This is a genomic window from Ruegeria sp. HKCCD7255 (assembly GCF_013031565.1).
Classification (GTDB): Bacteria; Pseudomonadota; Alphaproteobacteria; order Rhodobacterales; family Rhodobacteraceae; genus Ruegeria.
This window is the reverse complement of sequence record NZ_WQAG01000014.1, coordinates 115,755-137,481: the sequence shown is the minus strand read 5'-3', so window position 1 is coordinate 137,481 and position 21,727 is coordinate 115,755. Positions and strand designations below refer to the sequence as shown.

Here is a 21,727-nt window from a genome sequence, read left to right as displayed (position 1 = left end):
AACACTCCATCTTTGCTCTCAAAGTGAAGTGTTGCGGCGATCCATTGAGACCGCCGGACAAAGCGGACTTTCAAACTTGGCCGCAAGAAAGCCTCTGCGTTAAACCGGCTAACGCGCTCAAGGTTGTAATTAGAACCTGACCCTAAACGCCAGGCCAATCAATGGGGCAGTCTCATAGCTTTGACGACTAATTTCCGCCCCGTTCGCATCATCCAGCGTCAGGCGGCCGTCAAATTCAGCGCCTGCAAATACGCTCAATGAAACCCCAGGATTCGGGTTGTACCCAACAGAGAGAACGACAGGGATGCTCTTGTCTTCGCCCACCCCATCCGGGGCAAGGCCATCTCCATTCAACCTGAACCGAATTCTCTCGGATCGCGCACTTAGTGAAATGTCCAAGGCCTCATTTAACTTGTAGCTTAGCGTTAACCCCGGCCCCTGCGTCGCTCCGACTCCAGAACCTGTGTTCAAGTTCCAGCGATCATTTATGTCCCAATCGATCAGCAATGCAGGAAAAAAATCTGCACCGTCCTCGTCAAACTGAGAAAACGCACCAAAGGCCGGACCTATCGTCAGACTCTCGTTCAGTTGCCAAGCAATACCTGCAAATACTCCGTAAGTTCTGCCGTCAGATGAGGAAGCCCCGCTTTGATAGTCCCACCTGAGCTGTGGTGACACAAAAATTGTTGCTGTGTCGCTCGCACGAAATCGCATGGGAACACTAACGCGAAAGTCACGGATGTTTTCCCATGGCTGATTGTTCAATTGACTAAAGCTATATTCCAGCTTGCCGAAGCTGGTTGAAAGCCCAATGGAGTTTCCCCCTTCAAGATTGTAAAGTGCGGTCGCACGTAGAAATGCCCGGCTTGCAGAGAACTCACCACCGTCGCTCAGATCCGCGTCCCCTTGAAACGCAGCAATCCCATCAACCTGATACGTCCAACCTAGCCGGGGCTGTGCAGCTAACGGAAACGCTGCAAACCCAAGTGAGATAGTTCCAAAGCAACACGTTAGAACTAGGCTTTTCATCTTACATTTCTCACGTGACGTTGGTTTCCTATTGGGTTGCCATTCATGGACGAGCGGTTCAAGTCCTTTAGAGTCTGCCCAAATTACAACGCAGCCGCCCGTTTCAAGCGGCGGCTATGTAGGCGTAAGGTGGGCCTGGTGTTAATTGGCCGCAACAGTCTTAGGCATCAAATCGTACAACGCTTTCGCCGTTTCTTCGACAAGGCACTTTTGCGCGTCATCCAGCATGGCATCGTGTGCTCGGATCTTTTGCATGTCGGTCTTTGGCTTCAAGCCTACGAAACCCACCTCAATAGGCCGTGCCAGGATGTCCGGTTCAGTTCTCAGACAGAATGATCGGGTCAAATCCACCGCTGCGCCATTGTTGCAGGGCCGAGGTGAAATTTGGTCCGGGCACCCCATCAATCGCGCTGGAGTAGTACCCGGCCTGCTGGAGCAGTTTTTGAACTTCCATGATTGTCTCGCGTGACCATTGGTCTGATGCCAATGAGAGCTGATCGAGGATGGCACCATCATCCTCTGCCGCGCCACGTAACAGCATCCGGGCCGCTTCAGATGGATCACGCGGAACCCCCCGGCCTTCATCCAGCAGAATGGCCGCCGCCAGATAGCCCTGATATTCTCCGTCGCGCGCCGCTCGCTGGAAATACCTCAGCGCCTGATCCGGGGTACCTGCGATACCGTCCTGCGCCAGTACACCGAGGTTGAAGGTGGCTTTGGCCGAGCCACCATCTGCCGCTTGCTGCAACAAAGCCACTGCTCGGGTTTCGTCCTTGGGAACGATCTGCCCTTCGAACAAGGTCACGGCCAGGTTGATCATCGCGTCGAAACTGCCGCCTGCCGCAGCGCTTTCGTAGAGTTCGAAGGCACGGCTGGTGTCCTGCCCCACACCGGTGCCGCCTTCGTACAATTGCGCAAGCGAGACCATGGCGCGCAGGTCCCCTTGCTCTGCTGCCTGTCGATACAGCGTAACCGCGCGCTCGATATCGCCGGACGCAATGGTTGCCCGGGCCAGAAGGGCCACGTAATGCGGCAGGTCGGGTGATTGCGCAGCCGCGGCACTACAGGCCTGGATTGCCGAGATCGCATTTTCCTGCAATCGCGTGAAAGGAACTCCGGGAATGCTGGCGGTTCGGTCCCTTGGATGCGTTGCCAGTCTTTCGCAAATGCCCCCGGGTGTGCTGTCTTCGGGACGCGGAATCGATGCAATCAGCCGCTGTGCTTGTTCCACATGACGTCCGTCAGGATACTGCTCCAGATAGAATTCCAGCAAGGGACGCATCCGGCTGCGTTGTGCGAGTTTCCAGAGCCGTTCAGCCTGCTCATCCGCGTCACCAGTAGAGAATGAACGGGTGACGACCTCGCCTTGATCGGCTTTGTCCAGAAAGGCCACCACTTCACCGACATGAGCGCCCTGAGGGTAGCGATCAATATAAAGCTGCATCAAAGACGGGTCTTGTGCATTGGCCGCGACTTGCCACAGCAGAGTTTCCTCGGATGCGGTTACAGGGCTGTTGTCAAAGCGGAATTGTTGGGTCAGGGACGAATTGTCCCACGGGATCTGGCGCCCGCCGGTGGCCGCCAGCACATCCTTGCGCACCGAGATCAAAAGATCCGAGATATCCTGACCCGGCGTATAGATATGGCTCAGCAAGGCTTCGGTGAAAAAACTGTTCCGTCCGGTCCCGTCATAAGCCACGTTGTCTGGTTGTGTGGCATAAGCGAAAAGAAAGTCGGCCGCGCTGCCCACGCGGGCGAGCCCGTCACCCCCTACATCAAGCCCGGTGCCTTCGAACGGATTGTCGCGGCAGGCATCCAAAAAAACCAGCCGGATCCCATCCGAACGTTCCATGCGGCTGACAAATTCCTCCATCGCGACGGTCTGTTCGGGGATGTCTGCGGGGGTCGAGATCTCGGCATCCACGGGTACAAGATAGTTGCGACCGTCCACTTGAAACCCGTGACCCGCGTAGAACAGAAGGGAGACAGCGGAATCCGCCGCAGTCGCCCCATAGGATTCCGCAAGCGTCAGCATCTCGTCCCGGGTAAGATCCGTGCCCAGAAAAACGTCAAAACCAAGCCCTTCAAGCGCGATGGCCAGATCCGAGGCGTCATTGATTGGATTGTCCAGCGATCCAACCGCCAGATAATCCGAATTGCCAATCACCAAAGCCACGCGTTTGTCCGCAAGCGCAGCGCAGGCGCTGAACAGCATCAATATCACAGCGGCAAGGCTACGGATCAAAAACACGGTGCTTACTCCGGCAGATCAAAGGCCGATGGCGCGGGTGAGGCTGATTTCAGCCTGGCCAACGGCAGCTACGATTGTTTCTACCTGCTGGTTCTGGATGATGACAAGTTCCGGGTCGGTAGCGCGGATCAATGTGATCGCTTTGCGAATTTCGCGCTGCGCCTGCTGAATCTCGCGACGCGCCTGTTGCACCGCGTCGCGGCGGATTGTTGCGCGCTCTTCTGCGGTGGTGGCCAAAGCCAGACGGCGGTTGGCCGTTTCGCCGGCTTCACGGATGCCCGCGCTGGCGCCTCGGATGATGTCGCCCACGGATTCAAGGCCGGGCGGAAGTCCATCGACGATCTCATCCAGATCCTCGGCGTAATCATCCATGGCTTCGGCCAGGCATGACAGGTATTCGCTGACGTTTTCTCCGCTGCTGGCGCAAGAGGAAACATCGCTGTCGAAATCCTGCGAGGCATTCTCGACCGTGCCCAAAGCCGCTTCTGCCTCGGCTACGGTTGTGACGGCTGTGCCACCGCCGCCGCCACCGGTGATCGTTGTGTCAACCGTTGGTGTGATGGTTACCGTAGGTGTTGGCGGCACCGGAATAATCGTCCTTGTGCCGCCGATCACCGCGACCCCCGGCAAAGAGGCCACGGCATAGTTCACACCGCCTGAACTGACCAGGTTGGAGGAGCTGAGCGTGAAACTCGTTGTGCCCGGCGAGGTACTTGCGAAATTTGGCGACTGGAATGCGGATGCGGTGTTCAACGTATCCGAGGCGGGCCCGAACAGGTAGACCGAAGGCCCGCCATAGACGGTGCCGGTTGCGGTTGCCGTCGATGTCGCACCGGTTGGGACGACCATCGAATTCGGGATCGCAAAGACCACTGGCGAGGTCGTGTAGTTGGCCGGGTTTGTGCTGCCTGTTCCGGGGGCCCAGTTTGTTCTGAAATTCCACCCTTGGGCGGATGCGAGACGATAGAATGTTTGCGTGTTCTGCAGTTGTCGCGTGGTCAGGCTGGTGCCGCCGCCCGCGCTGGACGATTGCCCGGTTGTGTTGCGGTTCCAGAACGACGCGTTAACCGAGCCGGTATTCGCACCAACCAGCCCACCAAGTCGCGGCGAGACATTCGCCCCGGAAAAACTGACAGGCCCGGTGGCGTAGGTGCGCGTTATCGTGCCGCTATTTGATCCGACCAGACCGCCAAAATTGGCTGGTGATGTCGACGGCGCCAGGCTGTTTCCACCTGTCACACTCGACGTGGAATATGAATCCCGTATCAGAGAAAAATTCTCACCAACGAGACCACCCATTACATAGGTTAACGAAGCGCTGCCGGTTACCGACCCAGTGCTATGGGATCGGATAATGCTGCCGGTGTTTCGACCCACCAAGCCGCCGGTGATTACCGTGTCCGATTCAATCGGGATCACATCAACGGCGGCTGTGGAAAAGCTGTCGATGATCGTGCCGCTGTTTTCGCCGACCAATCCGCCGGACGGGGCATAGCCGCCGCTGAACAACGTCCCCGAAGTCATCACGCCCAATACGGTGCCGTCGTTGACGGCGGCCAGTATACCACCTTCACCAACCGAGACGTCGGCATTGGTGATCGACAAATTCCGGACCGTGCCGCTGAGGACGTTGAAAAGCCCAGCGGCGTTGAAGGTGTCGTTTATGAACAATCCGTCGATAGCAAACCGGTTGCCTTCCAGGGTGCCAGAAAAATTCATCGGTTCAAAACCGCGGAACCAGGTCGAGGTGGCAGAGGCGTCGATATTGTTGGCCAGTTCGAAATTGAGGCTGGACAGCTGCGAGCCGCCAATGCCTTGCAGGCCATAGACGTCGGTCAAACGGTACGGATTCGAACCTGATCCGTTGCCACCCGAGACGCGCAGGAAATTGGCTGAGGGGTTGATCGCGAAATCGGACGCCGCAAAGCTGGGCAGATTGGTGCTGATCTGACGCCAGAAGCCTGCCAGCAAAGAAAATGTGCCGACATTGACGTCGCCACCGGCGCCTGTGGTGATCAGGCCAAGCCCGTCGACGGCACCTAGTGCAGTCAAGACCAACCCACCGCTGGGCGCAGTGATGGCACCGTTCAGCGTAATCGCATTGTCCGCGATCAGGATAAGATCGGTTGCACTTGTCCAGTCGATATTCGCGTTGATCGTGATGTTGCCCGCATCCGGGCCGGTCCCCGACGTGGTCAACGTCACATCTGCCGAGGCCAACTGCCCTTCGAGAACAGCTTCCGAGATCGTGCCGGGAACGGTCACATTGATCGGGTCCAGCAGCAATTCGCCAATTCGGCCATTAGGCGCGCGCAAGTCGGCGAAACCGCGATATATCAGATCGATCTTACCTGAAACCTCAGCAAATCCTCCGTCTCCGGCTTCTGCACCGCCACGGGCCGAGATGTCGCCATGGAACTTGGTCAGATAGTCGGACCAGACAATGATGCGCCCGCCGTCACCGCGCGTACCGCCATTTGCGACGATCTTTGAATTTGCATCCACCGTGGTTGTATTCGCGGTTTGCAAGGACCCGCCGCCCTGGAAGTCACCGCCAACAAGGATGGTGCCGCCGTCGCCGGCCCCTGCCCCATTGGCTTTTAACGTTGCACCGGCCAGCTTGATCGCCTCGCCAGTGACAGTGATTGTACCACCATCCTGCGACCGAACACGGGGCCGGGACGAGCGGGTCAGTTCCGCTTTGCGCGCCGAGGTGTTAATCTTGCCGCTGACTTGGACACCGCCGCCGCTGCCGCCAAGCACCACTGCGCCGGACACACCACTGACCGAGCGGGCCTCGATCACGCCTGACATATTGATCACCTGACGCGCCGCATTGCGCGCGCTGGCGGCTTTCAGGTGCACAACACCTCCATCCGCTTCGATCCGCCCGGAATTGGTGACCAGATCCTCCATTGTCGTGTCAGAGGGTACGGCAACCTGAAGAAAGCCGTCGCCCGACACATCCAATGTTACTTTTTCTCCGGCCCCAAGCCCGACTTTGCCCAAGGGCACTTGAATCAGGCCCGAATTGGTCACCTTGCCACCGATCAGTGCGGCATAGCCCCCGGGTACGATGGAAATCGTCCCGGCATTCTCAACAGCGGCTGACGCGCCGTCGCCAGCGTAGCGATATCTGCCGTTCAGAAAATCATCATCCGAGATATCCAGTGTCGAGGCCACAAATCCCGCTGCGTTAACATGGCCATTTGGCCCGATGACGATACCGTTGGGATTGACCAGATGAACCTTGCCATTTGCATTCATCTGACCGTGGATCTGGCTGGTCGTGTCGCCGGTCACCCGATTTAGGATCACACTGTTCTTGCCCGGCTGCTGGATGTTCACCGTCGATCCCGACCCGATCGAGAACCCGTTCCAGTTCACAATCGCAGTGTTCGAACCCTGGTTGATGTTCAACGTGTTCGCGTTGGGTTTCTTGATCTTGACCTGGCCCGCTGCAACGGTTCCGCCATTGGGCAAGGATTGGGCCACCGCCGTTGTGGTCCACAACAGCGCCGAGGCGGACAAAATTGCCGCGCAGTACCACAGGGTGGCTCGCTTAGAACCTGCGGCTTGCAACGATGGTGAACCTGTTTCCATCTTGTCCAAGGTCATCGCGTTCGCCCCTTCCATATTCCACTCGTACCGATCCGGATCGATAGGCCGAGTCTTCAATCGTAAACAAATCAAGCCCGATCCCATAGGAATAGGCAGTGGTTGTGCTTTGCTCAAATACTGTGGGTTGTTGCAGGCCAAGTTCTCCGTATGCGCCGAAAGCATAGGGTTTCAGCAATAAAGGAACCCCAGCAAGCGTGACTTGCTGCGACCGCCCAACCTCGGTCCGAACAACCCAGCCATCATCCCCGCGCAACTCGCCGGCATCAAAGGTCGACAATTCGCTAGAGCTGGCGATATTGAATTGCTCGGAGGTCACCAGAGGGTCTCCAAAGCTTGTTTGAACGCGACCACTCACGCTAAGCGACCACAGCGCGCTGAGCGGGCGCTGATATTGCGCCGACAGAACCAGCTTGGTGAACTCTGCGCTGGCCCCTTGCCGGGACAAGGGTGTGTCGCCCGGCCCCGCAGTCGAACTGGCACCAAACGCGTCCAATCCACGTGACAAGATCGCGCTGCCCCTCAGAAACGATCCGTTTTCATAGTTCACCGACGCGTCAGCCGTCGCCCGTAGAACACTTAGATCGTCGTCATAGATCGGCAGCTTGAGTGATCCTGCCAAAATGTCCTGCGAGTCGCTGATCCGATCCAGAATAAGCTGTGATGACAGGTTCAGTTTCCGCGACCTGATCCATGGATAATACAACCTGAACGAAAAGCGGTCGAAACGGCTTTCGTTGGGCAGGAAACTGGAATCGGGTTGCGCCGTACTTGTGGTGAATTCAGCGTTGAGGGTCAGACCGTCGTAACCGACCGGAAGCACAGCCCCCGCCGCAAGAATCCGGTATTGGGGATCACTTGAGAAATAGCGTGGCGCTGCACCGCCTGCGTTGAAATAGAATGTCTCACCCAGATCAAGCGCACCGTTGACCTCAAGCCCAAGAGACAGGTTTACAGGGCCAAGTTCATCCGACAGCGTGTTGTCAAAGCCATAAGATCCGGTGAACTGCTTGAATTGACCGTCCAGTGTCAAAACCGTTGCACCCGAAGCATCACCGGCTGACAGTGTTGAAGCCAGGCGCAGTCCAAACGTATCGCCCGCAAGCAATAAGGCGCGTTCAATCTGCTGCAGTGTCACTCCGCGCTTGCCGATCAGAGGTTGCGTGATCGCAACAACCCGTTCGCGCGCCTGATCGGGCACCTTTGTGGCATCAATCCGTTCGATGAAGCCATCGATCACGACGATCCGCAGGGTTCCGCCATCTCGCAGCGTCTGCTGCGGAAGGACCACGCGGCTTAGAACGTACCCGGCATTGGTGTAGGCGGTTTCAAGCCGATTGGTCGCCGCAAAGATCTCGGATACGGCAACGCGCTTGTCGGTCAGCCGTTCGGCAAAAGCGGCATTGGCCTCGGCCATCTGTGGCAAAGCGCCTTGGATATCGACACCACCGACGGTGACAAACAATCGATCTGCGCCCTCGGGAATCGGAGCGCCGGGATCGCGCGCGACAGTAACTGGCCCGGTACTGCGTTGATTTTGCGGTTGAAATGTCGAAGGCGCCAGGTTGGAGGCACTTTGCGCCTGCGCAGGCCCGCTGGTGACCAGAGACAAAGCCGCAATCATCGAAGCGACCGAAGCGAACTTGTTGATAGGCGTCATGGGACGAGGCGGCCTTTGGCGTTTGGTCTGGTTTGGCTTGGGAGCGTTGCGGCACCAATCAGAACGCAGCCCAATACCCAAAGCAAGATCGGTTCGAGCATTACTACCTGCCTGTTGAATTTACCCCACATAAGGAAACCTCTTCGCGGGTTTTATGTGATCGGTCTGTGTTCCAGATCACAAAGGCGGGGCTCCTGGTGCAAAAAACTCAGAAAAGACCCTGCTCAAGCCATTCTTCGATCTTGTCGCGGCTCACTTCGAAATGCATCGAATCCTCGCGTCCCCAGGCCGCCCCCCATACCCATCCTTCATCGCGGAAGAAGTCTGCCAGGATTGTTAGGCCAAGCTGTGTTTTTCCGTCGCCAAGGGTATCGAGCACACCGTCAATATTGAGATCGACCGCCAGACCATAGGCATGCGCAGAGGCCGATTCAGTCGCCCCTCGGATGCGGCGCACACATAGCGAGCCGGCCGTATTGATCCGGGCATAGAGATCGGGGTCTGTGCGTTCGATGTTCTCGAAAACCGTTCTCAGGGATTCGATTGCCGGTTTCAGCATCCGCACCCGAACCGGCCCAACATCCTCCAACACCAGGTTATCCTGCAGACGAGGGTTGGTCATCGACTGACATTCATCCGTCAATTCCTCGCGCGGCAGGCCAAATGTTTCGCGAAGAAAAGCCGCGCCAGCCAGTTCAAGATCTTCGTTCACCTTTTTGCGGTCTGCAATCAGCACAACCTGAGCGTATGCGTCTATGATTTCATTCGGTGTCGAACTGTCGAACCCAAAATCATCCGCAGCATCAAGGTTTTGCTGCTGTAAATAAGTCCCACCGCTCTGGCCGCTGGACATCTGCTGTGTCAGGCGTTCGACCTGATTGCGCAAATCCTCTACCTGTTGGCTCAGCATCTCGATTTCGATCCGCGCGCCCGAGTCGATTGCGGGCCCCTCGAAGTTTTCCTCGAAAGGCACGACCAGAGGAACGACATACCAGAGAATCGGGGCAAGAATAATTGCCACGGCCAAGATGATCGCGGGCACGATGCGCATTGCGTGGGTTTTCCTGTTTTCTGCTGCCTTCTCGGTTGAACTTAAAATGCGCCCGCCAAGTTGTCACCCAATTGCCCTAAAATTGTCTTTCGACTGTGTGACATTCTTCATTGTCGGGTGTTGGGCGCACCGGTAATCTCTGGCTCAAATTGAGAAGGAATTGGACAAATGATTGCACTTTCATCCCTGAAATACATCGGCGCTTCGGTGTTTGCTATCGTATGCGCGACCAATATCGCTTTGGCCCAATCTGACGAGCTGACCACCGACGAGATCACGGACGCTTTTAACAAGCAAAAAACGCGTGGGCTGGTTCTGGTGCCCTCCACCGCGACAGATGAGACGGCCAATGTCGTGACTGAAACCACTGTCGCCACAGCGCCAACTGGATATCAACCCGTAGCAGCCGAAGATCAGGTGAACATTCAGGTTCGCTTTGATTTCGCCTCAGCCGCGCTGCGCGAAGATGAAAAGCCGAAACTGTCGTCCCTGTGCCAGGCCATGAAGAATGTGGACGTGAACGTCTTTCAGATCATCGGCCACACCGACAGCGCCGGTTCGGCGGAATACAACCAGAACCTGTCTTTGCTGCGCGCCAAGGAAGTTAAGCGCTTTCTGATCAGCGATTGCGGCATCGCAGAAGAGCGGCTGGAGGTTTTGGGCCTCGGCGAGGCCGAACCTCTGAACAAAGCTGATCCACGTGCTGACGAAAATCGCCGCGTTGAATTCCAGGCCCTTGGCTGATTTATAATCTGCTAAACACCTAAAAAACTGAGGGCAGCATGACTGAATCCCGCGCAGGCGACCTGTTTCAGCCGGGCGATCTGGTGAACAATACTTATCGGATCGAGGCCATTCTTGGGCGGGGCGGTACATCTGACGTCTATCGGGCCCGCTCTGAGATTTCAGGGCGGCTCGCAGCGCTGAAAGTTCTGAAGGCCGAATTTTCAAGCAATGACGACTACCTCGTTCTGCTGACCCGCGAAGAGGAAATTCGCGATATCCGCCATGATGCGGTTGTCCGGTATTCCGAGAACAACCGCACCGCAGATGGGCATGTCTATCTGGTGATGGACTATGTGGATGGCCCGGGTCTGGATCAGAAATTGCGCCAAGGTCCGATGTCTGCGGCGGACATACTGACCGTTTGCAAACGTGTTTGCGAAGGGCTCGAGGCCGCCCACGCGCGTAAGATTGTCCACCGCGACCTGAGCCCTGACAACATCATTTTGCGTGATGGGGATCCGGCGCAGGCTGTGATCATTGATTTCGGAATTGCAAAAGACACGAATCCGGGTGCGGAAACCATCGTCGGTGGAGAATTTGCGGGTAAATACGCCTATGCAGCCCCTGAACAACTTTCGGGCAAAACGGATCAGCGCACGGACATCTATTCTCTGGGCGCTCTGCTGCTGGCCAACTTCCGTGGGCAAAAGGCCGACGCCGGGCGCAACCTTTTGGAAGTTGTCGAGAACAAGAAACAGCCGCTGGACACGAGCGGTGTACCGGAACCTTTGAAGGCCATCATCGACAAGATGACGGCACCCAATCCCGATGAGAGGTACCAAACCGCCAGCGACGTGCTGCGCGCTTTGGCGTCTGCGCGGTCAGGCCCCTCCGTCGAAGCCGAGAGCGAAGACGACGCGACAATTATCGTTCCCAAAAGCCAGTCCGCGCCAGCGCCGGAACCGGTGAAAGCCCCATCCGAACCCGCCCCGCGCCACACGAGCTCAAAGCCTGCGAAGGCCGGTCAAAGCAAGAAGTCGCACGGGGGACTGGTTGCAGTTGTTGGCGTTCTGGCCGTCGCAGGTATTGGTGCTGGTGGTTACTTCGGCGGTGCGTTTGACGGCTTCCTGGCCCCGTCCTATCCCGTCGCGGCACCCTATACACTTGTGGCAGACAAACGCGCCGACCTGCCGCCGCGCGTCGTGGGCTTTGTTCCTTCCGAAGATGTTCGTGATGCCTTGACCAGCGACATGACCGCCGAAGGTGGCGGGGTCGATCTGACCCTGGCTTCGGGTGACATTTCCGAGAATTGGGGCAGCGCTGTCACTGAAATCGTCGACTCGGTCATGGAAATGGACGAATGGCGACTGGTGGTGAACGGGAATGAGGCGAGGCTGACCGGCCAAACCAACAACGAAACCCTGCATGGCGCATTGGAGCAGCTGTACTCGGCTGGCCTTCCTGCTGGGCTAGAAGGCTCTGTCGAGCTGGAGCTTGAGCCCTTGTTCCTACCCGCCGCCGATATTCGCCCGGTCTTGAATGGGCTGGCCGATTGCGGGCCGCTTGAGCTGGTCGATGCCCCGGCCACAGGTTACGGCCCCGAGACAGCGATCAGAGTCAGCGGTACCCTGGCGTCGCAGGACAGTATGATCGGATTGCAAACCGCGTTGAATGCGCTCGCCGGTGGTCGGCCTATTGATTTGGGCCAGGTCAATTTGCTGAACCCAACCCTGTGTTTGATCGAAAATTTCCTTCCAAGCGCTCCGTCGAGCGATATTTCAATCGCATTTTTCAATGGGGAAGAGAACAACAGCCCGAACCCATCCGGGGATTTCGTTGTCGGGCAAAATCCAGTGATTGATGTCGATCTGCCCGGTGACGTGCAGGATGGTTACTTGTCTGTGTCCGTGCTCGATGTGTCTGGCAACGTCTTTCACCTGATCCCGAACGTGACACGTCAGGAAAACAGTATCTCAGCTCTGCGAAATGGCGAAACGGGTCCGATGTCGGTTCGGGTCGCCTATTCGATCCCCGAAAGTCGCGAGAACGGTGGCATCGCGTTTCAAGTCGATGACAGTGCGTTGGGCAAAAGCAAAGTGATTGTCCTGCACACCGACAACCAGCTGTTCGACACGCTCCGGCCCACAACCGAATCCGCTGCGGGTTATGCCGAAGCGCTTCGGGAACAGGATCGGAACGTCGACACGCAGATCCTGTCCTTGGACAGCCGTATCCTGACAACTCTGGAACAATAGGAACGGGTGCGCTGATATCATGCCCTGCTTTTGCAAATCCAACGCGACCACCCTGCCCAACCTGAGGCCAACGGCGAACCTGTCGGTGCGCGCAGTGCCGCCACAGATGATGAAGCTTTTGTCGTTGCTGGGTCTGCAGGGCAATGCCAGCAGTCAGGCGCGCGCGGATCTGAAACTGAACGCGATGCTGCCTGATATGACGCCTGACATGTATATGCGGGCGACCATGAATGCCAAGGCCCCCAATGTCGCTCTGCCAGCTATCTTGCCAACTGACGGTGGTGGTGCGATCTCAATGATGATGAAACTGGTCGCCGCCGGTTTCCCGCTGACCAACACGCGCGCCTTGCTGGCAGAGATACAGCAAGCGGTGATGAGCCTTGCGGCAAATGTCCTGCCCGCCGCGCAGAACATGCCCAAGATACCGGGGCCTCAGCTGCAAAACATGACCTTGGCAGCCAATATGACACTGGCGTTGCGTGCGCGTGGGATCTGTCCGATGGCGCTTGCAGGGCTCGATTATTCCTATGAGGCGGCCATGGAAGTTGGTGAGGCTGGATCGCGAGGCACCTGTTCTGCGGCCCTGAACTTCGCGGCCTCCCTGCCTCGTATCACGCTCCCGCCCTTTGCCTTGCCGCGCCCCAAACTTGATCTGTCGAGACAGCTTGCCTTGCTGGCCCCGGCGGCAGCGGCACCGGCGAGCATGGGTCTGCCTCCGGTTTCGGATCCGAACATGATGCGGGCGCTGTTGGGGCAGTTGGCGGCGCTTTCGGCGATACCGGTCCCGAACTTGCCGGTTTCATTGGATGAGCTGATGGCCATGGCCGATCAGCTAAAGGATCTTGCAACGATTCAAGAGGCCTTTGGCCCCGACGCGCTGACGCCCAGCGGTATTGCGCGGGTTAACGCGATGCTTAGATACATGGCGCGGTTGCATGTCCCTGTCCCGCTGGAAGCTCAGGCGCTGCAATTGCAACTGGATGCGCTGCCCAAGCTGGAAGACGTCACACAAGGGGCACAGACCGCACAAAGCGGTGCGATGAACCTCGCAGCTTCAATGCGTGTTCAACCCCCAGCGGTGCCGATCCTTCCGATCCTCCAGGCGCTGGCGAAAATGGCCAAATCCCTGCCGGGACTGCCACTTGGGCCTTGCGACGCCTGCACCACAGATATTGGATCAGTGCGCGACAGCCTGAGCAGCATGAAACTGCCGCCAGCCCCAGCCATCCCGCCGTTGCCGCAGATGTTCTAGGTCAGAGAACGTCCACCACGATCACGCTGATATTGTCAGCCCCGCCACCATCCAGAGCAACTTGGATCAACTGATCTGCAACCGTTTCGATCGGCATCTCGGTCAGGGCCTTTTCGAGCATCGAGAAAGTGGCATATTTGCTAAGCCCGTCCGAGCAGATCAGGAAACGGTCGCCGGGCTGAACCTCGCCGCGGATTTTGTCCAGCTCCAACGTGTCACCAACGCCAACCGCGCGGGTGATAGCATTGGATTGCGGATGTTGTTCGGCCTCATCCCAGCTCATTTGTCCAGCCAGAACCAGATCGGCAACAACCGAATGATCAGTCGTCAGCATCTGGATTTTGTGCTCCCGCAACAGGTAAATCCGGCTATCCCCCGCCCAGAGCCCTACAAAATGCCCATTGGCGAGCATGATGCACGCGACCGTAGTGCCAATCGTGCCACCGCCTCGAGCCTCGGATTCCTGACGGATCACGCCATGCGCTTTCTGGATCGCATCGCGCAAGGCCGACAAACGCTCGGTCGGAGGCAATCCCGGCGGCATCGCGGCAACCATGTCGGCCACCAGGCGGCTGGCATAGTCGCCCGCCTCATAGCCCCCCATGCCGTCAGCAACCAGCCAAAGGCTTTCTTCTGGCAGCGCCAGCACCGAGTCTTCGTTGACCTTGCGCTTTAGCCCGACATGGCTGCGGGCGCTGTACCGAACGCGGTGACTTGAATTCATATTGGTCTGGCCTCGGTCCATAATGCGGCGTGAAGATTGAACAGGCCTTGCAGGTTTGGCCCTTCCGGCAAACCTTCACAGACCATCAGCCTTGGCACCCCGTCGATTTCGGTGCTCCAAACACTTGGGGTGCGATATCGTTGCGATGCCAACCCGGATGCGAAATCCGGCAGCAAACTGTCGGACGCTTCACCGCGTGTCAGGACCATCGTATTTCCATGTTCCCGGACGGGCGCTGCAGGTTGTTGGACGGGCGCGGCAATTTCCGCCAAACCCGCCTCAAGCTTGTCACGGGTCATGTCATCTTCCAACGCGGCCAAAGCCAAGTCTTCAAGCTTCCGGTAGGTGTCCAACGACCGGAAATGCGCCAGCAGGGCCGAACTTTCGTTTGACAATGGCGCGACCAGTGTCAGGGGAAAACGGCGACCGACCCGATCAACCGACGGCATCAGCACGCCCAGCATCTTTTGCGGACCGGCCAGCCCCGGCGACAGGCAAAACCTCCAGATCGGGCTGGACATATAATGCTGGTCCCACGCCTCACCCAGGGATTGCGCCGCGTCCAGCATGCTGCGCTGTATCCAAGTATCCCAGGGCTGCACGAAACTCGGGGGAACGCCCAGTCGAAAAAAATCCCCGACCGAAGGCATTTTGCCAAAAGCGCCAAAGCCCGTCTGCTGCATCAGAACGATTTGGGGCAGCTGAACTGTTGCAGTGCCGGCAGTGCAAAGGGGTTGATGACCGATCCCGACTGCAACTGGAAGATCGCGATGCGACCGCCCACGTTAAAGATCACTTTCTTGCGGTCCGAGACATTCGTGCGGCGCACCTCTGCCGCATCCAGCAGACGGAACCACGCCCAGGGGCCATCCTTGGACAGCACACTTTCAATGTTGCGTTTTTCCGGGTCAAAGCTCACCCGCGCCAACCCGACCGACCCCGGCCAGGTCACCGCCAAGGGCGATGGCAGTCCGCCACGGTGACGGAACTCAAGCGATTGGCCGTCGATCTCAAGCTTTACACCTTTTGCCTTCGGGTCCAGCGCTTCGGGCATGATCTGAAACTGGATCTGAGGCTGCGGACCTGCGGCAAAGAACGCCTCTTTGATTTCGGCGGCGTTCTGGAATTGGGTCAGGACAGCCTGGCTAATCCCAAGATCGGCCTCGTTGACACCGGATTTCCAAGACCATGGCCGGGTGCGCATATCTACGTGTTTGGCCAGATTTTGCGTAAAAAACGTGTCGATCAAACCCTGCGGGCCGAACAACTTGCCAAAATCGCCCATCGCCACATCAGCGCCCGAGCGGCGGTTGAACGGATACCGATCGGTAACCACCTGTTCGCAGAACGGAAGAACATTGGCCTGCCAACGCGCATTGATCGACGCCCGGGTGCTGTCCGAGGTGATCCCTGACGATCCGTCGATGATCTGTACGGCCCAGCGTTCCATCGGGCCGGGTATGCGGGCGGCCTCCTGCTGGAACTGCTGCAACGCCTGACCGGTCTCACCGCCTGAAACGCCACTGAACGACATTTTGTTCAGCTCTTGATACACGCCGGTTAGCGAGCCCATCAGCATATCCAATTGCGAAGGTTGCCCCTCTTGCGAATCGACCAGCTGATGCAGCCAGGAAAAGCGATCCTGCACGTACTGGCCCGGTTCCTGCACCGGTTCGGAGTTTCCAACGCCGCTGGACTTGGCCAACGCTTCAAGCAGGATCTGGGTTTGAACCGATGTGGCCGACTGCAATTCAAGGCTTGCAGCGTTTGACAAGCCCTCGTTCAGAGCGCCACTATCCGCTAAAAGCGATTTGCTTTCGGTCAGCTTGGTTTCATCTGAAATCGAATTCAGAATGTTAACGATCGGGGAGGTTGGGCCCGACAGAACGTTCGTCACCTCAACCGCGTGGCTGAGGCTTTCCATCGGAACAATGTCGATATCACCGAGCATCGCGTCATAGCGGGCGATATAATCGTTGTAATAGAGATCCAGAACATCCCGGCTGAGCGCAGCAAGCGCCTGTTCGGTCTGTTCGGCCTCACCACGCGGGCCCAATACCCAGCTTTCCTTCTGCACCCGTTTCGCGACGCCGAGGGCTTCACCCAGCAAAACATCGTTGAATCCGGAATGCGTAAAGATCCCTTCGATGCCCTCATTCAGCGGCTTGCCCGAGGAGCGGACCAGAACACGGCCCACTGCGGGCCCACCAACATCCGTGATCCGCCATTCTGGAAGCGCTGTTGCCGCGGGGCTAGAGATGATGCCGTTGTAAACACGCTGTGCCAAAGGCAGTTCCGACAGGATGCCCTGAATTTGATCGACCATCGGGCCGTTCAGCGCCACCTCTTGCATTGGCTGGCTGAGCAGCGCATCCAGGTGGTCGTTCAGATCAGTGCGCAATTCTTCCCGCGACGGACCAGGGAAGGACACTGTCCAATCGATATTCATCCATTCCTTGACCAGATCCTGGTTCATAGGCCCCTGCAGCCCCAGCATCAGATACACTTTCAACGCTTCGTACAGAACGTCGGGGTTGTTGGTATTGGCGGCCATCTGTTCTTCCAGACGCAGCAATAAGCGCGGCAGTAAACGCTGGTTCAACGCAGCGCGATAGGTTTGCGCTGCCTGCGTGCCAATCACATCGCCCTGATACAGCCCATAGGTCAGTCGCCGTTCCGGGTCTGGGTCGGACAGTGTCGGATTGGCGGGCAGATCGCGCAGGGAATTCAGCGCCGCAACAACCGGCACCAGATCAGTATCGCCCACCGGGCTGGGCGGCAGGGTCGCCGCCGCTGCCTGATAGGCCGATACGCCCTCTTGCGCTTCGGCGATCAGATCGGAATTGCCCATAAAGCTGCGCACCAGCAACCCGCCGACGGCAATCGCTGCCAGCAAAGTGGCCGCAATCGACGCCCATTTGGTGATTTTGTATCGCCGCTCGACCTTGTCGTCGGCACTGACCAGACCTGCCTCGCGAAAGATGACCTGATCAAAGAGCCGCGTCAGGAAATACGACCGCCCCGAGCCCTGCCCGGACCCGATGGCCTGACGCCCGATACCGAAGGTGCGCGCCATGCCGAGCATCAGGCGGTCAATCGGAGTGCCCTCTTGCGTTCCAGATGTGAAATACACGCCGCGCAGCATGTGGCGATGTTGATATCGGCTGTCCTGAAACACTTCGGTCAGGAATTCATGCGCCACTTTGCGGACCGAAGCGACCTGCATCGGGAAACCGGCGATCAGCGCACGGCGCTGCGGATCGGTCTCGGTCTGCATACGCTCCAGCGACTGAGCATTGAGACGCCCCAGCAACAAAGCAAATTCTTCGTCAAAAGCCGCGACCGGTGATTGTTCGCTGCGCGACTTGTCCAATGGCAGAGTGAAACCCCAGACCTGTTCGCGATCTTCCTTGCCCAGATTGTCAAAGAACTCGGCAAAACCCGCGATCAGGTCTGCCTTGGTAAAGAGGATATAGACCGGGAACCGCACGCCCAGCTTCTCGCGCAGCTCTTCCAGTCGACGGCGCACTGCTTTGGCGTGTTCTTGTTGCGTCACCTCATCCTGTAGCGACAGATCAGACAGGGAAATTGCGATCATCGCGCCATTGATCGGCTGGCGTTTGCGGTATTTCTTCAGCAGGTTCAAAAACCCGATCCAGGCCGCGTTGTCGACCTCGGCATCGCTTTCTTGGGTCGTATACCGACCGGCCGTGTCGATCAGCACGGCGTTTTCAGTGAACCACCAATCGCAGTTTCTTGTGCCCCCAACACCGCCGATTGCGGTCTTGCCCAGCTCATCCGCCAGAGGGAAGTTCAGGCCCGAGTTGACAATGGCTGTGGTTTTTCCTGCACCCGGGGGGCCGATCATCACGTACCAGGGCAGTTCGTTCAGGTGACGCCGTCCGTTCTTGGATTTCCGCAACGCTGCCATGGCGGTTTTCAACTTGCCGCGCAGCTCGGAAATCTCGCTGTCGATCATGTCACCGCCATCACTGACGGACTCAGTGATCTCTTCAGTCAGTTTCTTGTCGCGACGCCGGCGCAAGAAGAAGACTGCCAGCCCGATGGCCAAGAAAAAGGCGTAGATAACCCCGCACCAGATCAGCCGCGTGGTTGAACTGTCCAATGGTCGCCACTCATCCGATCCGATCATCGGACCGAAGAAGTACAAGGCCAGCGACAGCGCGGTGGCCGTAAAGAACAGCACGGTGTAGATCGACAGGAATATGAATTTCAGAATCTTGAGGAAATACATCAGCTCTCCTCCTGAACCAGCAGGACTTCGATCCGGCGATTGGTCGCCCGACCTTCGCGGGTGGCGTTATCGGCAATTGGCTCGCTATCGGCGCGGCCCTCGGCGCTGAGCCGGTTGGGGTTGGCCATTTCACCGGCCATTTGGTTCATCACCGATTTGGCGCGGGCCAAAGAGAGGGCCAGATTGGACGGGAATCGGGAGGACCGGATCGGCACATTGTCGGAATGCCCCGCGACAATCACCGTTCCGGGCTCTTCATTCAGGGCGACGGCCACGCGGCGCACCGGTTCGCGGAATTTGTCTTGCAGATGATCCGAGCCTGATCCGAACATCCCCGACCCTTTGATACGTATGATCAGCGTGTTGCCCTTTTCAAAGACTTCTACCAAACCTTCATCGATTTCCGGCTGCAAGAAGGCCACGACCTTTTCGACCTGCGGCTGAGCTTGCGGTGGCGGTGGCGGAGGCGGTGGCGCACGGCGCTGTAATTCAGTCACCGGCCCTGCATCGATCACTGACATCTGGCCAACGAGGTTTTCGGTTTTGTTCGACAGGGCATAGGACAGGCCACCAAACTCGATCATCAGCAACAAGGCAGTTACACCAAGCGCGATCCAGACTGGTTTCCATAGGCTGAGCGCGCGATAGGGCTTGTTCTCACCTTCCCAATGCGGTGCCAGATCATGTTCGAACGCACCGCGCTGTGCCCGGATCACGCGGGCCAGACCCTGCCGGATTTGCAGATGTTTGTCGGGCCCGCCCTGTTCCACCCGTAACCGGCCTTCAAAGCCAAGCGAAAGGCACATATACACAAATTCCAGCAACTCGATATTGTTTGCCGGATCCTGTTCCAGACGGGCAAGCAAGTCATAAAACCGGTCACCGCCAACAGTTTCGCGATGGAATGTCCCCACCAGGGATTGCGTGGCCCAAGAGGATTGCCCTCCCCAAGGCGTGTTCAGGACAACATCATCCAAAGTGGCGCACAGCGCATATCGGGCGACCTTGACGCTTTGGGCCGGGATGCCGGCTTGTAGTGCGGCATTCTCAAAGCTGCGCACCTCGGCCACGACGCTTTGGCGCAGTTTGTCCGGGTCCATATGCTGTGCGCGGTTGCGAATGCGGCTGATCAGGGAAAACAGCGGTGCCGCACAGGCATTCAACCGGTTCATTCCCGTGGTTGCCAAATCCTCGGTCGGGCCCGAAGGCGGTTGCGACTGCGCGGGCGGCACGCCGTATCCCGCCGGAGCTGCTGCTTGCGGTGCAAGCGGCTGCTCTAGCGGATCGGGATACCCTGCCGGTTGTTGCGGCGCCGCAGGCTGCTGCACGCCACCAGTTTGACGGCGACCACCCGGATTGGGTCGGATCACCGTTTTGTCGGTATCGTCCGGTTCGGCAAAAGGATCTTTGTCGGACATCGTCTACCTGTTTCCTTCAAGGCCCCCTGTTGCAGTCTGAGCCACAGGTTCGACCCTATCAATTTGTTTCGCCTCAGCCAGTAATCACCTTCACACAGGAAGGGGTGAATTTACTGATTACGGATGGCCCACAGCTCCATTTCAAGCCCCGGATACTGCCCCGACACATGCACCGCGATACCGCCAGAAGTTGTCATTTTGCCCCAATATGGGCTGGCGGCATCAAGCTCGAAATAGACGACGCCAGAATGGTAGGGGATTTGCCGCGGGGCCACGGGCAAAGGCCGCAAGGTAATGCCCGGCAGGGCCGAGTTTACCAATTGGCGGATTTCCTCGACCGGGCCGGTCTTGGCCTGACCGGCAAAGTGGCGGCGCACGTCTTCGGCAGGGATGTCGGCATTAACGGCCAGCACAAAGCCCGCGCTGCCAATCAGCTTGCGATCGGCAATGACGCCAACGCTGATGCCGTATTTGCGCGGCTCAAGGGGGATCGAAATCGCGGTCTGTTCCAGAACCGAGCTGAGATATTGCCGCAGCGCCCGGATCACCGGTGCAAATGACTCGGTCAGACTGTCATGCTGATAGGCCGGGAATTGCACGGCCTCTTTCTCGGCACTCATGAAGGTTGCCAATTCGCCCGCAAGCGAGGCACAAACGCGATACGCGTGTTCGGGATGCACGTTTTCGATGTTGGCGAAATGGCGTACCAGCGGCAGGTTGCGGTTGATTGTCATCAACAGCAAAAAGTCCGAGATCTCGGCCGCACCTTTAGCCGGGCCGCCCTCGGACAGACGCCCAGCAAGCGCTTGCATGCGATGAGACAGCATCCCCTCAAGTTCGTTCATGAAGCCAGCCAGCGCGGGTGCCGCTCGCACGTCCAGAACCGACGGGATAAACCCGCGATCCAGGATGATCTCTTTGTCGGGGCGCACTTCGATGATCTTGGCAATCGGAATGGCCAGCTTGTCAGCCAGATCATCCACAGCCAGTGCAAATTGCAGGCGCAGCTTGCCAACGCCCAACGTCACCGGTTTTTTCTGCTGGCTCATCACATCGGTGATTTCCTGTTCCGCCGGGCGCAACCGGCTGACCGATTGTTCGGCACCGCTCAAATCGACCTCGGACGCTCCCTGGCGACGTTGCGGGACGGTCAGATAGACAATGCAATCCTTGATCGTTTCCGGCACTTCCAGCGCGGGCGGGTGATCTTCGGCTTGTGGCACGCGAAACACCTGCCCGTCCGGTGTCAGCCCCGAACAGGATTTCAGCGCGAATTGGCCGACTTTCAGAACTTCGTCATCAATCTCAAGCGCGCTGACACCCCAGGCATAGGGGGTCACGCGGCGGGCAAGCCCAGCCACCAGCGCCTCGGTGTACCGATCCGCCTGCTGAAAATGATGGGGTTGCAGAAACAACCCTTCGGTCCAAAGCACCTTGCTGTCCCAGGACAATGGCTGCCCTCCTTTGTTCTTTCGCCCAATTCAGGCG

The 21,727-nt window shown here is 58.0% G+C and carries 13 protein-coding genes; 3 read left to right on the top strand and 10 right to left on the bottom strand.

The window, feature by feature from the left end; all coding sequences use genetic code 11:
• Positions 1–129 precede the first annotated feature (129 nt).
• The 5 genes from GOX45_RS19990 to GOX45_RS19970 form a co-directional block, all read right to left on the bottom strand.
• Positions 130–1,029 (bottom strand): hypothetical protein, encoded by a 900-nt coding sequence (locus GOX45_RS19990; RefSeq protein ID WP_254446107.1) that lies wholly within the window; start codon positions 1,027–1,029, stop codon positions 130–132.
• Between the two features lie 316 nt (positions 1,030–1,345).
• Positions 1,346–3,280 carry a caspase family protein gene (locus GOX45_RS19985; RefSeq protein WP_171103399.1) on the bottom strand — a complete coding sequence of 645 codons (1,935 nt, stop codon included), beginning with the start codon at positions 3,278–3,280 and terminating at the stop codon, positions 1,346–1,348.
• Positions 3,281–3,298: 18 nt separating this feature from the next.
• The gene (locus tag GOX45_RS19980) at positions 3,299–6,898 is read right to left on the bottom strand and encodes a filamentous hemagglutinin N-terminal domain-containing protein (protein ID WP_171103398.1); all 3,600 of its coding nucleotides are present in this window, start codon (positions 6,896–6,898) and stop codon (positions 3,299–3,301) included.
• Positions 6,843–8,558, bottom strand: a complete 1,716-nt coding sequence (locus GOX45_RS19975) for a ShlB/FhaC/HecB family hemolysin secretion/activation protein (protein ID WP_254446106.1) — start codon at positions 8,556–8,558, stop codon at positions 6,843–6,845. Before GOX45_RS19975 ends, GOX45_RS19980 begins: the two co-directional genes overlap by 56 nt.
• A 208-nt stretch (positions 8,559–8,766) precedes the next feature.
• On the bottom strand, positions 8,767–9,609 hold the full coding sequence (locus GOX45_RS19970; protein ID WP_171103396.1) for a M15 family metallopeptidase: 843 nt from the start codon (positions 9,607–9,609) through the stop codon (positions 8,767–8,769).
• Positions 9,610–9,777: 168 nt separating this feature from the next.
• Between GOX45_RS19970 and GOX45_RS19965 the strand changes: the two genes are divergently transcribed.
• From GOX45_RS19965 to GOX45_RS19955, 3 genes are read left to right on the top strand one after another with little or no spacing between them, the layout of a single operon-like run.
• Positions 9,778–10,353 (top strand): OmpA family protein, encoded by a 576-nt coding sequence (locus GOX45_RS19965; protein ID WP_171103394.1) that lies wholly within the window; start codon positions 9,778–9,780, stop codon positions 10,351–10,353.
• Positions 10,354–10,391: 38 nt separating this feature from the next.
• Positions 10,392–12,590 carry a serine/threonine protein kinase gene (locus GOX45_RS19960; RefSeq protein WP_171103393.1) on the top strand — a complete coding sequence of 733 codons (2,199 nt, stop codon included), beginning with the start codon at positions 10,392–10,394 and terminating at the stop codon, positions 12,588–12,590.
• Positions 12,591–12,609: 19 nt separating this feature from the next.
• The gene (locus tag GOX45_RS19955) at positions 12,610–13,842 is read left to right on the top strand and encodes a hypothetical protein (RefSeq protein ID WP_171103391.1); all 1,233 of its coding nucleotides are present in this window, start codon (positions 12,610–12,612) and stop codon (positions 13,840–13,842) included.
• Position 13,843: 1 nt separating this feature from the next.
• Here GOX45_RS19955 and GOX45_RS19950 read toward each other — a convergent pair whose 3' ends face one another.
• The 5 genes from GOX45_RS19950 to tssK form a co-directional block, all read right to left on the bottom strand.
• Positions 13,844–14,566, bottom strand: a complete 723-nt coding sequence (locus GOX45_RS19950) for a PP2C family serine/threonine-protein phosphatase (RefSeq protein ID WP_171103389.1) — start codon at positions 14,564–14,566, stop codon at positions 13,844–13,846.
• On the bottom strand, positions 14,563–15,249 hold the full coding sequence (tagF, locus tag GOX45_RS19945; RefSeq protein ID WP_171103388.1) for a type VI secretion system-associated protein TagF: 687 nt from the start codon (positions 15,247–15,249) through the stop codon (positions 14,563–14,565). The genes GOX45_RS19950 and tagF overlap by 4 nt, the downstream gene beginning before the upstream one ends.
• The gene (gene tssM / locus GOX45_RS19940) at positions 15,249–18,821 is read right to left on the bottom strand and encodes a type VI secretion system membrane subunit TssM (RefSeq protein WP_171103386.1); all 3,573 of its coding nucleotides are present in this window, start codon (positions 18,819–18,821) and stop codon (positions 15,249–15,251) included. Before tssM ends, tagF begins: the two co-directional genes overlap by 1 nt.
• A complete protein-coding gene (gene icmH / locus GOX45_RS19935; RefSeq protein ID WP_171103384.1) occupies positions 18,821–20,239 on the bottom strand; it encodes a type IVB secretion system protein IcmH/DotU in 1,419 nt (472 codons plus the stop codon). The genes tssM and icmH overlap by 1 nt, the downstream gene beginning before the upstream one ends.
• 110 nt (positions 20,240–20,349) lie before the next feature.
• Complete coding sequence (gene tssK / locus GOX45_RS19930; protein WP_171103382.1) at positions 20,350–21,690, bottom strand: type VI secretion system baseplate subunit TssK; 1,341 nt, start codon at positions 21,688–21,690, stop codon at positions 20,350–20,352.
• Between the last annotated feature and the right edge of the window lie 37 nt (positions 21,691–21,727).

What these genes read in the sequence shown, in the direction of transcription:
- GOX45_RS19955 (WP_171103391.1), top strand. Translation starts at nt 12,610, where the DNA reads ATGCCCTGCTTTTGCAAATCCAACGCGACCACCCTGCCCAACCTGAGG.
- GOX45_RS19970 (WP_171103396.1), bottom strand. Translation starts at nt 9,609, where the DNA reads ATGCGCATCGTGCCCGCGATCATCTTGGCCGTGGCAATTATTCTTGCC.
- tagF (WP_171103388.1), bottom strand. Translation starts at nt 15,249, where the DNA reads ATGCAGCAGACGGGCTTTGGCGCTTTTGGCAAAATGCCTTCGGTCGGG.
- GOX45_RS19960 (WP_171103393.1), top strand. Translation starts at nt 10,392, where the DNA reads ATGACTGAATCCCGCGCAGGCGACCTGTTTCAGCCGGGCGATCTGGTG.
- GOX45_RS19980 (WP_171103398.1), bottom strand. Translation starts at nt 6,898, where the DNA reads ATGACCTTGGACAAGATGGAAACAGGTTCACCATCGTTGCAAGCCGCA.
- GOX45_RS19975 (WP_254446106.1), bottom strand. Translation starts at nt 8,558, where the DNA reads ATGACGCCTATCAACAAGTTCGCTTCGGTCGCTTCGATGATTGCGGCT.
- GOX45_RS19990 (WP_254446107.1), bottom strand. Translation starts at nt 1,029, where the DNA reads ATGAAAAGCCTAGTTCTAACGTGTTGCTTTGGAACTATCTCACTTGGG.
- icmH (WP_171103384.1), bottom strand. Translation starts at nt 20,239, where the DNA reads ATGTCCGACAAAGATCCTTTTGCCGAACCGGACGATACCGACAAAACG.
- tssM (WP_171103386.1), bottom strand. Translation starts at nt 18,821, where the DNA reads ATGTATTTCCTCAAGATTCTGAAATTCATATTCCTGTCGATCTACACC.
- GOX45_RS19950 (WP_171103389.1), bottom strand. Translation starts at nt 14,566, where the DNA reads ATGAATTCAAGTCACCGCGTTCGGTACAGCGCCCGCAGCCATGTCGGG.
- GOX45_RS19965 (WP_171103394.1), top strand. Translation starts at nt 9,778, where the DNA reads ATGATTGCACTTTCATCCCTGAAATACATCGGCGCTTCGGTGTTTGCT.